Below are 14,174 nucleotides of genomic sequence, written 5' to 3' on the forward strand. Positions count from 1 at the left end.
CGGGACGCGGGGCGTAGCTGATTGGGATTCAGTCTAGGCAAGTATCGGGCAGTAGACCAGAGTTGGCATCCTGCCCGATAGCGATCATTGCCGGTCAGTCGGCTTCAGGTGCTTTCGCCGGCTGTTCGGCGAGCTTGTCGGCCAGACGTACGAACGCGGCCAGATCGAGTTGCTCGGGACGCAGGCTGCCATCGACGCCGGCGGCTTCGATTTCGGCATTGGTCAGCAACTGCTTGAGGGTGTTGCGCAGAGTCTTGCGACGCTGGTTGAAGGCTTCACGCACCACGCGCTCGAGCAGGCGATGATCCTTGGCCGGGTGTGGCAGCACCGCGTGCGGTACCAGGCGGACAATTGCCGAGTCGACTTTCGGTGGCGGATTGAATGCGCCCGGGCCGACGTTGAACAGGTGTTCGACCCGGCAATGGTACTGAACCATGATCGACAATCGACCCCAGTCACCACCACCGGGACCGGCGGCCAGACGCTCGACCACTTCCTTCTGCAGCATGAAGTGCATGTCGCGAATGATCGCGGCATTGCTCAGCAGGTGGAAAATCAGCGGCGTGGAGATGTTGTACGGCAGGTTACCGACCACGCGCAGGCTGTTCGGCGCAGCGTTCAGGGTATTGAAGTCGAACTTCAGCGCATCGCCCTGATGCAGGTTGAAGTTGCTCTTGTCGGCAAACTGTTGGTTGAGGATCGGGATCAGGTCCTTGTCCAGCTCCACCACGTCCAGCTCTGCGCCGGAGTTGAGGATGCCGGCGGTCAATGCGCCCTGGCCCGGCCCGATTTCCAGCATGCGGTCGCCGGCCTTGGCATTGATGGAGCGCAGGATACGGTCGATGACGCCGGCATCGTGCAGGAAGTTCTGGCCAAAGCGTTTGCGCGCCTTGTGTTGGTATTGCTCGGTCATAAACGGGTCTCGGCCATCTGGTAGGCAGTTTCCAGGGCGACTTGCAGGCTGCCGGTGTCGATCCTGCCGCTGCCGGCCAGATCCAGGGCGGTGCCATGGTCGACCGACGTGCGGATGATCGGCAGGCCCAGGGTCACGTTGACTGCAGCGCCGAAGCCTTTGTACTTCAGCACGGGCAGACCCTGGTCGTGATACATCGCCAGCACTGCGTCACAGTGCTCCAGATATTTGGGGGTAAACAGAGTGTCGGCAGGCAGCGGGCCACGAAGGTCCATGCCCTCGCCGCGCAGGCGCTCCAATGTGGGTTCGATGATGTCGATTTCTTCATGGCCCAGGTGTCCGCCTTCGCCGGCGTGCGGGTTGAGTCCGCAGACCAGGATACGCGGTTGGGCGATGCCGAATTTTTGTTGCAGGTCGGCGTGCAGAATCCGCGTGACCCGTTCCAGGCGCTCCGGCGTGATCGCATCGGCAATGTCGCGCAAGGGCAGGTGAGTGGTGACCAGCGCCACGCGCAAACCGCGGGTGGCGAGCATCATCACCACTTGGGCGGTGTGGGTCAGGTCGGCGAGAAATTCGGTGTGACCGGAAAACGCGATGCCCGATTCGTTGATCACGCCTTTGTGCACCGGCGCGGTGATCATCCCGGCGAAGTCGCCGTTCAGGCAGCCATTGCCGGCGCGGGTCAGGGTTTCGAGGACGAATGCGGCGTTGGCTTTGTCCAGTTGCCCGGCGACCACGGGGGCGCTGAGCGGGGTGTCCCAGACATACAGGCTGTTGGCGGGCGCCGGAGCGTCCGGCCAATTGCCCGGTGCAACTTCCAGCAGGCTGACGGCCAGCCCCAGCTGCGCGGCCCGCTCCTGGAGCAGGTCGCGGCTGGTGATGGCAATCAGGGGATGTGGCTGGGCTTGCGAGGCGAGCAGCAGGCACAGGTCGGGACCGATGCCGGCCGGTTCGCCGGGTGTCAGCGCGAAACGCTTGGGTTTCACTGCGCTGCCTGGTCTGCACCAGGGAGTTTGATCTCAACGTACGCTTCGTCACGGATCTGACGCAGCCAGGTCTGCAGCTCTTCGTCGTATTTGCGATTACGCAATACGGTCATCGCTTGCTGCTCACGGGCCTGTTCGGTGCTGTCAGTGGCGCGACGGCCAAGGACTTCCAGAACGTGCCAGCCGTACTGGGTCTGGAACGGCTTGGACAGCTGACCCTGCGGGGACTTGGCCATCACGGCGCGGAATTCCGGTACCAGTGCGTTCGGGTCGATCCAGTTCAGGTCGCCGCCGTTGAGCGCAGAGCCCGGGTCTTCCGAATACTTCTTGGCCAGTTCGGCGAAATCTTCACCGGCTTCGATGCGGTTGTAGAGCGACTGAGCCAGTTCCTTGGTCTTGGCTTCGTCGCGAACCGGACTTGGCTTGACCAGGATGTGGCGCACATGCACTTCGTCGCGCATCTGGCTCTCGCCACCACGTTTTTCCAGCAGCTTCAGGATGATGAAACCACCCGGAGTGCGTGCCGGTTGAGTGATGTCGCCAATCGCCATGCGGCTCAGTTCACGGTCGAACGGCGGTGGCAGTTGAGCGGCTTTACGCCAGCCCATATCGCCGCCTTCCAGCGCGTTGTCACTGGCGGAGTTGGCCACGGCCATCTGGCCGAAGTCAGCACCTTGCTTGAGCTGCTGGTAAACGTCCATTGCCTTGCGAGCAGCACTCTGAATCGCTTCGGAGTTGGCGCTTTCCGGGGTCGGAATCAGGATGTTGGCCAGATGCAGCTCTTCGGACAGTTGCATCTTGCCCAGGTCGGAGGCAAGGAAGTTCTTCACTTCCTGTTCCGAGACCTGAATACGTTCGGCCACACGACGCTGGCGTACACGGCTGATGATCATTTCGCGGCGGATCTGCTCGCGAGCGTCTTCATAGGAGAGGCCGTCACGGGACAGGGCGATGCGGAACTGCTCAGGGGTCATGTTGTTGCGCTGGGCAATGGTGCCCACAGCCTGGTTCAGTTCCTCATCGGTGATGCGGATACCGGAACGTTCGCCGATCTGCAGTTGCAGGTTTTCGACGATCAGGCGCTCGAGCACCTGTTGGTCCAGTACGCCCGGAGGCGGCAAGCCGCCGCCACGCTTGGCGATGGTTTGCTGAACTTCGTGGACACGTTGATCCAGCTGGCTCTGCATGACCACGTCGTTGTCGACGATGGCCACCACTTTATCGATGGACTGCACCGCGGCGTTGGCCGCGGTACCCAGGAACAGCGCGCCCAGCATCAGCGGGCGCAGAAAATCAGAAAGCTTGGTCTTCACGTTGACGATAACCTTGGATGCCTTTGTCGAGGAAGCTCTCTACCTTGGCGCCGGTGAGGCCGCCGAGTCCCTTCAGAACAATTTGGAGGAAGACGCCGTGGTCGCCTTTTTCGTTTTGCGGAGCTTCCTGACTGAACTCGTCGTAGGAAACCCAGTAACGGTTGATCAGGCGCAGTTTCCAGCAGCAGTTGTCATATTCGAAACCACCGAAGGCTTCCAGCGTGCGATTGCGGTTGTAGTCGTACTGCCAGCGGCTGATCGCGCTCCACTGCGGAACGATCGGCCAAATGACCGAGAAATCATGCTGCTGGATCTTGTAGTAGTCCTTCACGTACCCAGGCTGGCCAGGGGTGCCGTAATCACCACCGCCCACCGACCATTTACCGGTGTTCTGGTCGTAACGAACCTGGTCGTTGCGATAGCGATAACCGAGGTTGACCACCTTGTTCGGGTTGTCTTCAGGCTGGTAGTGGAACATCGCGCTGCCGGAACGCGGGCTGCGGCTGTCCGGATCCCAGTTGTAATCGGCCGTGGTGCGCCAGTCACGGTTCCAGCGGTATTCGTATTCCAGTGCATAAGGCGAAACGTTGGAGTGCGAATCGTCGCGGGTCTTTGGATCGATACCTGGCAGTTGGACTTCGCGATCCTTGAAGTACAAGGCCTGGCCGACACTGATACGTTGACGCTCGAAACCATCGTCCTCGATCCAGCGGCTGGTCACACCCAACGAAAGCTTGTTCTCGTCGCCCACACGGTCGGAACCGGAGAAGCGGTTGTCACGGAACAGAGAGGCATAGTTGAAGGTGTATTCGCTGGTGTCGAATACCGGAATATCAGACTGGTCTTTCTCGGGCACATAAAGATAGAACAGACGTGGTTCCAAGGTCTGGCGGTAGTTCTTGCCAAAGTAGGACGTGTCGCGGTCGAAGTACAGTCCGCTGTCGATGCTCGCGATCGGTACGCCACGGTTCTGGTTGCTGCCGAACTTGCCGTTGAGATTCTGGTTTTCCGGCGACATTGCGGCAATCTGAGACTTGCCGGTGCCATCCAGATCCAGCTGGTACTGGGTGTACTGGTACTTGAGCGATGGCTTGAGGAAGCCATAGGTCCAGTTCATCGGCAGGCTGACGCCAGGTTTCAGGTTCAGGCGATCGCCGTTGGCACGGGCCAGACCTTGAATGTTGTTGTCCAGACGAGGCTCAGTGGTGATCCCGTCTTCCTGAACAAATGTGCCGCTTTTCAGATCACGATCGAACCGCACGATCTCGGTCTCGTAATCGAAGTTCAGGCCTTCCGGATGATACGGCAGCTGACCATTGAAGGTGATCTGCGGCAGGCGGTCGTACGGCGTGATGTTCGAAACGGTCGCCAATTGATAGGCCTGGGCATTCAGACGTGCCGTGTAGCTGTCGCCACGATAGGTGACCGAGCCCTGCTGGTTCACGTAGTCGGCACTTTTCACGCCGATCTGGTCGGTCTGCAGATCCTGGAAGTAATAAGGATCGCTGATTTTGGTGTAGTCAACCTGGGTGAATACGCGGGAGTCGAGACCGCCCTTGTGTTGCCAGTTGTACATGTAGCGGTTCTTCTCGTAATCGCTCTGCTTGCTGCGATCAGTGTCCTCGTCGTTGAGGTACGCCGCGCCGAACTGGCCTTCGCTCGACTTGGTCAGGTAGCGGAACTCGCCTTCCATCAGCATGCCGCGCTTGCTCATGTAGCGCGGATACAACGTGGCATCGTAGTTCGGTGCCAGGTTGAAGTAGTACGGGGTGACCAGCATGAAGCCGGTGTCGCTGCCGGAGCCGATGGTCGGCGGCAGGAAGCCCGACTGACGACGATCGTCGATCGGGAAGTAGATGTATGGCGTGTACAGGACCGGAATGTCCTTGACCCGCAGCGTCACGTTGGTCGCGGTACCGAAACCGGTGGCAGGGTTCAGGGTGATGTTGTTGCCCTTGAGCTGCCAGGCGTTGCTGTTCGGTTCGCACGTGGTGTACGTGCCGTCCTTCAGACGGATGATCGCGTTTTCGGCACGCTTGGCGTACAGCGCGTTACCGCGGATGCGCGACTTGTGCATCACGTATTCGGCGTTGTCGACCTTGGCTTCACCGGTGTCCAGCTGTACATCGGCGTGGTCGCCGACGATCAGCGCGCCGTTGTCGCGAATCCGCACGTTGCCCGCCAGTTCGCCACGGCTTTCGGCCTGATACAGGTTGGCCTCGTCGGCTTCGACCTGCATGCTGCCCTGACGCATGACCACGTCACCGGCCAGACTCGCGACCTGCGAATCCTGCTGATAACGCGACGCCTTGGCGCCGATGAAGGTCGGGGCGTCACTTTTATTCGTCTTGTCATTCATGCCAGGACGAATCGGTTCGATATAGGAACCAGAGCAGTAAGGACCGGTCTCGGCCAGTTGGGCGGCGGTGAGCTTCTCGCGCGGAACCCAGTCGAGGTGACTGTAGTCTTCGCTACGGGATTTCAGGCCACGGCCCTTGGACTCGGTAACCAGTACCGGCTTGGGCCCGGACTCCGAAGTGGAGCCGCTCTCGGCCGGGACTTCGCCAGCGGCGCTGACGGCACTGCCGTCATGCACGGGACGCGGCGGCAAGGCAGCGGCCGGCGTCTTCGGCGAGCAGGCCCAGCCACCCGTTGCCGAGGCGGCGCAGTCATACTGCTCGGCGGCAACAACGAATGAACTGGCCAGAGGTTGCATAGCCAGCAGACTGCCGGTTACCAACAACGGAAATTTTTTACGAAACGCGGGGGATTTCAATGCCATCTTATTAGTCCGGGCTTCCTGCGTGCCATCTGCCCGCGGTGTGGGCCGCACGCCTCTCGATGGTCTGAAAAAGATGCTGGATAATAAAGCATGACCCGCTTGACGGCTAGCGCCGTCGGAGACCCTTGCAATGCCTGATCAAGATGTACGCTTGCAACACCTGAAAGTTTGGCTCGATGAACAGTTGGCAACCCTTTTTGCAGATCAGGGCTGGGGAGCCGTACCCCCGGCCACGTTGACCGCGGCCAGCAGCGACGCGAGTTTCCGCCGGTATTTCCGCTGGGAAGGCGCCGGTCGCAGCTTCGTCGTGATGGACGCGCCGCCACCTCAGGAAAACTGCAAACCGTTCGTGGATATCGCCTTTTTGCTGGCGAAATCCGGTATCAACGTGCCGAAAATTTATGCCGAGGACCTCGAACGCGGGTTTCTTTTGCTCAATGACCTGGGCAACAAGACCTATCTGGACGTGATCGACAGTGAAAATGCCGACGCGTTATTCAGCGATGCCCTGCAAGCGCTGCTGGCTTTTCAGCAGCTGCCGATGGTGGCGCCGCTGCCGAGCTATGACGTTGCGTTGTTGCGCCGCGAGCTGGAGCTGTTCCCCGAGTGGTACGTGAAGCGCGAGCTGGGCGTCGAGTTCGATGCAACCCAACAGCAGCAGTGGCAAAAGGTCAGCGAACTGCTGATCGACAGCGCCCTGGCCCAGCCGAAAGTATTGGTGCACCGCGACTACATGCCGCGCAACCTGATGCTCAGCGAGCCGAATCCCGGCGTGCTGGATTTCCAGGACGCCGTGTACGGCCCGGTGACCTACGACGTGACCTGCCTGTTCAAGGACGCCTTCCTCAGCTGGCCTGAAGAGCGTGTGCGCGGCTGGCTGGAAAGCTACTGGCAGCAGGCGTCGGCACTGAGTATCCCGGTGCAGCCTGACTTCGAAGAGTTTCTGCGCGCCAGCGATCTGATGGGCGTGCAGCGCCATCTGAAAGTCATCGGCATCTTCGCCCGCATCTGCCATCGCGACGGCAAGCCGCGTTACCTCGGTGATGTGCCGCGTTTCTTCTCTTATATAGAAGCGGTCATCGCTCGCCGTCCCGAGCTGGCGGATCTGCAGGCACTGCTCGCCAGCCTGCGCGGTGGAGTGACGGCATGAAGGCAATGATTCTGGCGGCCGGCAAAGGCGAGCGCATGCGCCCGCTGACCCTGACCACCCCCAAACCGCTGGTGCAAGCCGGTGGCGTGCCGCTGATTGAATACCACCTGCGCGCCCTGGCCGCGGCCGGTTTCACCGAGATCGTGATCAACCATGCCTGGCTCGGACAGCAGATCGAAGATCATCTGGGTGATGGTTCGCGGTTCGGCGTGTCGATCCAGTACTCGCCGGAGGGTGAGCCACTGGAGACCGGCGGCGGGATTTTCCGCGCCTTGCCGCTGTTGGGCGACGACGCGTTTCTGGTGGTCAACGGTGACATCTGGACCGATTACGACTTCAGCGTCCTGCATCAGCCGATCACCGGCCTGGCGCATCTGGTGCTGGCGGACAACCCGGCCCATCACCCGACAGGGGATTTCACCCTGACCGACGGTCAGGTGCGTGATGGCCAGGCCGACGCGGCAACCCTGACCTACAGCGGCATCGCCGTACTGCATCCGCAGTTGTTCGACGGCTGCACCGACGGTGCTTTCAAACTGGCGCCGCTGTTGCGTAAGGCCATGGTGGACGGGCAGGTAACCGGCGAGCGGTTGAAAGGTCACTGGGTCGATGTCGGTACGCACGAGCGTCTGGCCGAAGCTGAAGCCTTGATAGAAGCGAGTCGCTGATATGTTGTGGCCAGGGACTCTGATTGGAGCCGGAGCGGGTTTTGCTATCGCCAGCATTCCGGGGGCCATGCTTGGGGCTTTGTTGGGGCAGGCGCTGGATCGGCGCCTGCATTTGCAGAGCTGGGGGCATCTGCGGGAAAAACTCGGCGGCCGGCCGATGCTGCGCAACGACGAATTGTTGTTCGTGTTGCTCGGGCGTCTGGCCAAGAGCGATGGGCGGGTCACGGATGGTCACATCCAGCAGGCGCGTCAGGAGATGCGCTCGCTGGAAATGAGCGAACCGGCACAGCGCCGTGCGATTGCCGCGTTCAATCGCGGCAAGTCCGGCAACGACAATCTGCGCGGTTATCTGCGTCGCTTGAGTGCTCAACCCCACGCGGCCGAAGGCGTGTTGCGCGCCTGCTGGCGAATGGTCTGGGCCGATGGCCGGGCCGGCGTCAGCGAGCGAGAATTGCTGGCGCAGTGGGGCAAGTGGCTGGGCTGGACGACCCATCAGATCCAGGCGCTGGCGGCGGACTACGAGCCGCACAAGCGTCCGATCGTCAGTGCGGCGGTGAGCTATCAGGAGGCGATGCGCCTGCTCGGTGTCTCAGCCACCAGCGAACCGGCGCAGATCAAACGTGCCTATCGACGCCTGCTCAGCCGGCATCACCCGGACAAGGTCGCCGGGACGGGTGCCACGCCGGCGCAGGTGCGTGAGGCCACCGAGAGGACCCGCGAATTGCACAATGCCTACACCTTGATTCGCGAACGGCGGGATTTTCGTTAGGCATAAAAAAATCGCAGCGTCGGGCTGCGATTTTTTTTGTCTGTGTTTTGACGGTCCGGACTATTAGTCCGGGCTCTGCGGATTCAGCCAGCCACGCACCCGGCGGAACAATTGCTCCTGTTCGGCCTTGTTGTCCGGCAAGGCCTTGAGTGCGACCTGACTGAACGCGGACGTCTTCAGTCGCTTGCTCGCCTGCATGCGCTCCAGTGCCGCGTTGCGGTCCAGCGGTTTATCCATGTAGAAAATATCCGCGGTCGGCAGTTTCAGGGTCGGTGTCAGTTCCACCAGTTGCGGTTGGGCCTTGGCCGGGGCCTGCGCGGCCACCAGCATCAGCTTCTCGACCTGCGAGCTCTGTCTCTCGCTCATGTAGCGAGCGGCCCAGTAAGCGCCGGTGCCATGGCCGAGGACGACGATACTGCGCGCGCTCTGTTGTTCGGCGTAGGCCAGCGCGGCGTCGATGCGGGCGAAGATTCGCTCGGCGTCGGCCTTGGACTGTTCCTCGGTGGATTCAGCAACGACCTTGTCGGCCACATCGGCTTCGCCGCCGGCGGCTTGTTCGATCGGCTCGGCGGTGGTCGAATCCTTGCTGCCGGGGTCGGCGGTTTTCGGTGCGGCGGGGGCTTCGGCCACGCGCGGTGCGATGGCATCGCTTTGCAGGTCGGGCAGGGTGATACTCAGGCTGCTCCACCCGACATCCGGCAACTTGCGGCGCAACGGGCCGATCGCCTGGGGCCAGTCGGCGGTTTCGCCAGCGCCCGGAATGAGGATCACCGCGCCTTTGGGTTCGGCGGTGTTGGCCGGTTTCCACAGGGCGAGGAAGGTGTCGCTGCCGGCTTGCAGTTGCTGTTGTTCCTGGGCCGGAACCTTGCGTTCGAGTGCCGCGGCTTCTTCCTGACTACGCTCAAGCAGTGGCTGGCGTTCGAGTGGTTTTTCTTCGGCGGCTTTTTCTGCGGCGGGGGCGGGTGCCGGATCCGCGGCTTCGACGGAAAACGCACAAGGCAGGATCAGCGACAGGCACAATGCTGGCATTGCCAGGCGATAGACAGGGGGCATCGGTTATTCCAGGCCAGAAGTTATCCCGGCAGCCTAATGGGTTGGTCAGAATTTGTCAGTGTATGAGACTTCAATGATGCGTTTTTGCTGCCTGTGGGTTATCGGCTGTCTGGCGTTTCCCTTGATGGGCTGGGCGGCGCCTGCGCCACCGAGTCACCTCGCGCGGTTGTCGGCGAGCGAGCAACAGTGGCTCGCACAGCACAATGAATTGCGCGTGGGCCTGGTGTTGCAGGCGCCCTACGCGCAATACGACCGGCGCTTGCAGCGACTGTCGGGGGCCAACGTCGAGGTGATGAAGGCATTGGCCAAAGCGCTGAATGTCGAGCTGAGCTGGCGCAACTTTCAGGATCTGGCACAACTCGAGGCCGCTGCCCGGGACGGCGAAATCGACATCGCACCGGGCCTGACCCAGACCCCGGGCGGCCTGCGTCTGTGGCAGTTTTCCGACCCGTACATGCGTGTGCCGCAACTGGTGGTCAGCGACCAGAAGGGCAGCGCGACCGTGGAGCTGGAAAAGCTCGACAGCCAGACCCGCGTCGCCGTGCGCATGCCCGGCGTCACCGCCGATTACCTGCGCAGCAACTATCCCCACCTGAATCTGCAAGGCGTACCGATGGAACGTCAGGCGCTGCAACTGTTGCTGAGTCAGCAGGCGTCCTACGCGGTGGTCGATGAGGCGCAGCTCGGTCGGCTGTCGGCAGAGCCGGAGTTTGCCGGGCTGGTGGTGGTCGGTGACATCGGTTTGCCGCAACTGCTGCGCATCGGCACCCGTCGTGACTGGCCGGAGCTGGCCGGAGTCGTCGAGAGTGCCCTGCGCGCAATCCCGGCCAAGGACCTGGAGCGCCTGCATGCGCAATGGCTGCAACCCAAATATCCACGGCTTTCGGAATCGCCGGGCTTCTGGCAGAACCTGAGTCTGTTGTTCGCGGTGTTGCTGCTCAGTTGCGTGGCGATTGTGTTCTGGCAACGCCGTCAGCAACGCAGCCTTGAGCAACGCTTGTTCGACGCCCGCGAAGACATCGCCCTGCGCGCCGCCAGTGAAGAAGCCCTGCGCCTGACCCAGTTTTCCATCGACCAGAGCACCGTCGGCATTCTCTGGGTCAACTGGGACAGCCATGTGCGCTACGCCAACCGTGCGGCAGAAAACATGCTCGGTTATCCACAGGGCGCCATCATCGATCGACCATTGATCGACTTCGAACCGGGCCTGCACATGGACCGCTGGCTCAATCTTTGGAAACGCGCCCGGGCCAGCGAAGAAGGGCCGCTGAGTTTTGAAACCAACTGTGTGCGCGCCGATGGCAGTGTGCTGCCGGCCGACGTGTCGCTGAGCTTCCTGCGTTTTCGCGATGGCGAGTACCTGGTGGTCTATCTCACCGATGTCACCGAGCGCCGTGGTGCACTGGCTGCGTTGCAGGAAAGCGAGGCGCGGCTGCAAGGCATCGCGGCCAATGTGCCGGGGCTGGTGTTCCGCCTCGAGCGCGCGCCGGTCACCGGGCAAATCGACTTTGCCTACATCAGCGAGGGCAGCGAGAGTCTGGTCGGCTACGCGCCGGCCGCCATCGCCCATCGCGACATGGGCTTGCGCAGTCTGGTGCATCCGGATGACCGGGCCGGTTATCACCAGACCCAGGATCAGGCGCTGGACACCGACAGCGATTGGTCGTGGCAGGGCCGGATTGTTACGCGCCAGGGCGAGCAGCGCTGGGCCGAGATCAAGGCGATCACCCGTCAGTTGGAGGGCGGTGCCTATGTCTGGGACGGCATTGTCTGGGACATCACCGAAAGCAAACGCATCGAACTGGAGCTGGCGGCCTCCCGCGAGCAACTGCGCGAATTGTCGGCGCATCTGGAAAGCGTGCGGGAAGAGGAAAAGGCGCGAATCGCCCGCGAGGTTCACGATGAACTGGGGCAGATGCTGACGGTGCTGAAACTGGAGACGTCGATGTGCGAACTGGCCTACGCGCAACTTGATCCAGGTCTGAACGAGCGCTTGAACAGCATGAAGCGCCTGATCGCCCAGTTGTTTCAGCTGGTGCGCGATGTGGCGACGGCGCTGCGCCCGCCGATCCTCGATGCCGGGATCGCCTCGGCCATCGAGTGGCAGGCGCGGCGGTTCGAGGCGCGCACGCAGATTCCGTGTCTGGTGCAGGTACCGGACAACCTGGCTCCGCTCAGCGACGCCAAGGCCATCGGCCTGTTCCGCATTCTTCAGGAGGCGCTGACCAACGTCATGCGCCATGCCCAGGCGCATACTGTGGAACTGACGCTGACGCAGGAAGGCGACGAATTGTGTCTGACGGTTAGCGATGATGGCGTAGGATTTGTCGCCGCTGCCGGCAGGCCGACATCCTTTGGACTGGTGGGCATGCGCGAGCGGGTGTTGATCATGGGCGGGCAGCTGTCACTCGACAGCGAACCGGGCGAGGGCACCACACTGAGTGTGCGGGTGCCACTGGATGAGGAGAAGTAAGTGATCCGTGTACTGGTAGCCGAAGACCACACCATCGTTCGCGAAGGCATCAAGCAATTGATCGGCCTGGCCAAGGATCTGCAAGTGGTGGGGGAGGCGAGCAACGGCGAGCAATTGCTCGAAACCCTGCGCAACGTGCCCTGCGAAGTGGTGCTGCTGGATATCTCGATGCCCGGCGTCAACGGGCTCGAAGCGATTCCGCGAATCCGCGCGCTGAACCATCCACCGGCGATTCTGGTGCTGTCGATGCATGACGAAGCGCAGATGGCCGCCCGGGCGCTGAAGGTCGGCGCCGCCGGTTATGCGACCAAGGACAGCGATCCGGCGCTGCTGCTGACGGCGATTCGCAAAGTCGCGGCGGGCGGGCGCTACATTGACCCGGAACTGGCCGACCGCATGGTGTTCGAAGTCGGCCTGACCGATGCGCGGCCGCTGCACTCGTTGCTGTCGGAGCGCGAGTTCTCGGTGTTCGAACGGCTGGCCCAGGGCGCCAACGTCAACGATATCGCCCAGCAATTGGCTCTGAGCAGCAAGACCATCAGCACCCACAAGGCGCGGCTGATGCAGAAACTCAACATCACTTCGCTCGCCGAGCTGGTGAAGTACGCGATGGAACACAAGCTGCTCTGAACACGCGACAAAACCCTGTGGGAGCGCCGAACCGCAGCTCCCACAGGTTTCTGTATGTAGCCTGAGAATGTGGGCATATCTGTTAGCGACACGCGCTTTTGCTTGTTCTTGCGGCTTGCAGCTCAGCGCTCGCCACTGCTCTATCTATTAACGCCATCCTTGTAGGGCAATCCCTACCCCCGGCCTTCCATCCGGCTGAGGCGATTCTCTCCTGCGCCCCGATTTGCGTGACTGCAAGCAGCCACTAGGCTTAATCCCACAGCAGTCATCAATAACAAAGGTGTGGGTATGAGCCAGGTCGAATCAAACGCAGGGGCCAGTGATGTGCTGGTCAGCTTTCGTGGAGTGCAGAAGAGCTACGACGGCGAGAACCTGATCGTCAAAGACCTCAACCTGGACATCCGCAAGGGCGAATTCCTCACCTTGCTCGGGCCGTCCGGCTCCGGCAAGACCACCAGCCTGATGATGCTCGCCGGTTTCGAAACCCCGACCGCCGGTGAAATCCTTCTGGCTGGGCGAGCGATCAATAACGTGCCGCCGCACAAGCGTGACATCGGCATGGTGTTCCAGAACTACGCGCTGTTCCCGCACATGACTGTCGCTGAAAACCTGGCGTTTCCGCTGACCGTGCGCGGCCTGAACAAGAGCGACGTCAGCGACAAGGTCAAGAAAGTCCTGAGCATGGTCCAGCTCGATGCCTTCGCTTCGCGCTATCCGGCGCAGTTGTCCGGCGGCCAGCAACAACGTGTGGCGCTGGCCCGTGCGCTGGTGTTCGAGCCGCAACTGGTGCTGATGGATGAACCGCTCGGCGCCCTCGACAAACAACTGCGCGAACACATGCAGATGGAAATCAAACACCTGCACCAGCGCCTCGGCGTGACCGTGGTCTACGTGACCCACGACCAGGGCGAAGCCCTGACCATGTCCGACCGCGTTGCCGTGTTCCATCAGGGCGAAATCCAGCAGATCGCCCCGCCGCGCACCCTCTACGAAGAACCGAAAAACACCTTCGTCGCCAACTTCATCGGCGAGAACAACCGCCTCAACGGTCGCCTGCTCAGCCAGAGCGGCGAGCGCTGCGTGGTCGAGCTGGGGCGCGGGGAAAAGGTCGAGGCGCTGGCGGTCAACATCGGCCAGACCGGCGAACCGGTCACCCTGTCGATCCGCCCCGAGCGCGTCAGCCTCAACGGTTCGAGCGACCAATGCGTCAACCGCTTCTCCGGGCGGGTGGCCGAATTCATCTATCTGGGCGACCACGTCCGGGTGCGCCTGGAAGTCTGCGGCAAGACCGACTTCTTCGTGAAACAACCGATTGCCGAGCTCGATCCAGCGCTCGCGGTCGGCGACGTGGTTCCGCTTGGCTGGCAGGTCGAGCACGTTCGCGCGCTCGATCCTCTTCTAGAGGCGCACTGAAACGCCCCGCAATACCAACACCAA

Annotated in this window: 11 protein-coding genes; 6 read left to right on the plus strand and 5 right to left on the minus strand. The window is 61.8% G+C overall.

The window, feature by feature from the left end:
- Positions 1-94: 94 nt before the first annotated feature.
- Genes rsmA through QLG12_RS24700 form a run of 4 tightly spaced genes read right to left on the minus strand, consistent with a single transcriptional unit; the run spans position 95 to position 5,994 of the window.
- Positions 95-913 carry a 16S rRNA (adenine(1518)-N(6)/adenine(1519)-N(6))-dimethyltransferase RsmA gene (gene rsmA / locus QLG12_RS24685; protein ID WP_282475369.1) on the minus strand — a complete coding sequence of 273 codons (819 nt, stop codon included), beginning with the start codon at positions 911-913 and terminating at the stop codon, positions 95-97.
- Positions 910-1,899: a 4-hydroxythreonine-4-phosphate dehydrogenase PdxA gene (gene pdxA / locus QLG12_RS24690; protein ID WP_085612933.1), complete on the minus strand. Its 990-nt coding sequence runs from the start codon at positions 1,897-1,899 to the stop codon at positions 910-912. The genes rsmA and pdxA overlap by 4 nt, the downstream gene beginning before the upstream one ends.
- Complete coding sequence (locus QLG12_RS24695; RefSeq protein WP_282475370.1) at positions 1,896-3,212, minus strand: peptidylprolyl isomerase; 1,317 nt, start codon at positions 3,210-3,212, stop codon at positions 1,896-1,898. The genes pdxA and QLG12_RS24695 overlap by 4 nt, the downstream gene beginning before the upstream one ends.
- The gene (locus tag QLG12_RS24700) at positions 3,193-5,994 is read right to left on the minus strand and encodes an LPS-assembly protein LptD (RefSeq protein WP_197867333.1); all 2,802 of its coding nucleotides are present in this window, start codon (positions 5,992-5,994) and stop codon (positions 3,193-3,195) included. The genes QLG12_RS24695 and QLG12_RS24700 overlap by 20 nt, the downstream gene beginning before the upstream one ends.
- A gap of 130 nt (positions 5,995-6,124) precedes the next feature.
- On the opposite strand from QLG12_RS24700, the gene QLG12_RS24705 reads away from it, so the two are divergent.
- Genes QLG12_RS24705 through QLG12_RS24715 form a run of 3 tightly spaced genes read left to right on the plus strand, consistent with a single transcriptional unit; the run spans position 6,125 to position 8,581 of the window.
- Entirely contained in the window at positions 6,125-7,144 is a 1,020-nt protein-coding gene (locus tag QLG12_RS24705) for a phosphotransferase (protein WP_197867334.1), read from the plus strand.
- Positions 7,141-7,812, plus strand: a complete 672-nt coding sequence (murU, locus tag QLG12_RS24710; protein WP_197867335.1) for an N-acetylmuramate alpha-1-phosphate uridylyltransferase MurU — start codon at positions 7,141-7,143, stop codon at positions 7,810-7,812. The genes QLG12_RS24705 and murU overlap by 4 nt, the downstream gene beginning before the upstream one ends.
- A 1-nt stretch (position 7,813) precedes the next feature.
- Positions 7,814-8,581 carry a TerB family tellurite resistance protein gene (locus tag QLG12_RS24715; protein ID WP_115079403.1) on the plus strand — a complete coding sequence of 256 codons (768 nt, stop codon included), beginning with the start codon at positions 7,814-7,816 and terminating at the stop codon, positions 8,579-8,581.
- Positions 8,582-8,644: 63 nt separating this feature from the next.
- Here the strand turns inward: QLG12_RS24715 and QLG12_RS24720 are convergent, their stop codons facing one another.
- Positions 8,645-9,634: an alpha/beta hydrolase family protein gene (locus QLG12_RS24720; RefSeq protein WP_197867337.1), complete on the minus strand. Its 990-nt coding sequence runs from the start codon at positions 9,632-9,634 to the stop codon at positions 8,645-8,647.
- Positions 9,635-9,707: 73 nt separating this feature from the next.
- Between QLG12_RS24720 and QLG12_RS24725 the strand changes: the two genes are divergently transcribed.
- From QLG12_RS24725 to QLG12_RS24735, 3 genes are all read left to right on the plus strand, one after another.
- On the plus strand, positions 9,708-12,107 hold the full coding sequence (locus QLG12_RS24725; RefSeq protein WP_282475371.1) for a sensor histidine kinase: 2,400 nt from the start codon (positions 9,708-9,710) through the stop codon (positions 12,105-12,107).
- A complete protein-coding gene (locus QLG12_RS24730) occupies positions 12,108-12,737 on the plus strand; it encodes a response regulator transcription factor (protein ID WP_007959929.1) in 630 nt (209 codons plus the stop codon).
- A gap of 288 nt (positions 12,738-13,025) precedes the next feature.
- Complete coding sequence (locus QLG12_RS24735; protein ID WP_085667439.1) at positions 13,026-14,150, plus strand: ABC transporter ATP-binding protein; 1,125 nt, start codon at positions 13,026-13,028, stop codon at positions 14,148-14,150.
- Positions 14,151-14,174 lie beyond the last annotated feature (24 nt).

Source organism: Pseudomonas sp. V88_4, assembly GCF_029967985.1.
GTDB lineage: Bacteria > Pseudomonadota > Gammaproteobacteria > Pseudomonadales > Pseudomonadaceae > Aquipseudomonas > Aquipseudomonas glycinae.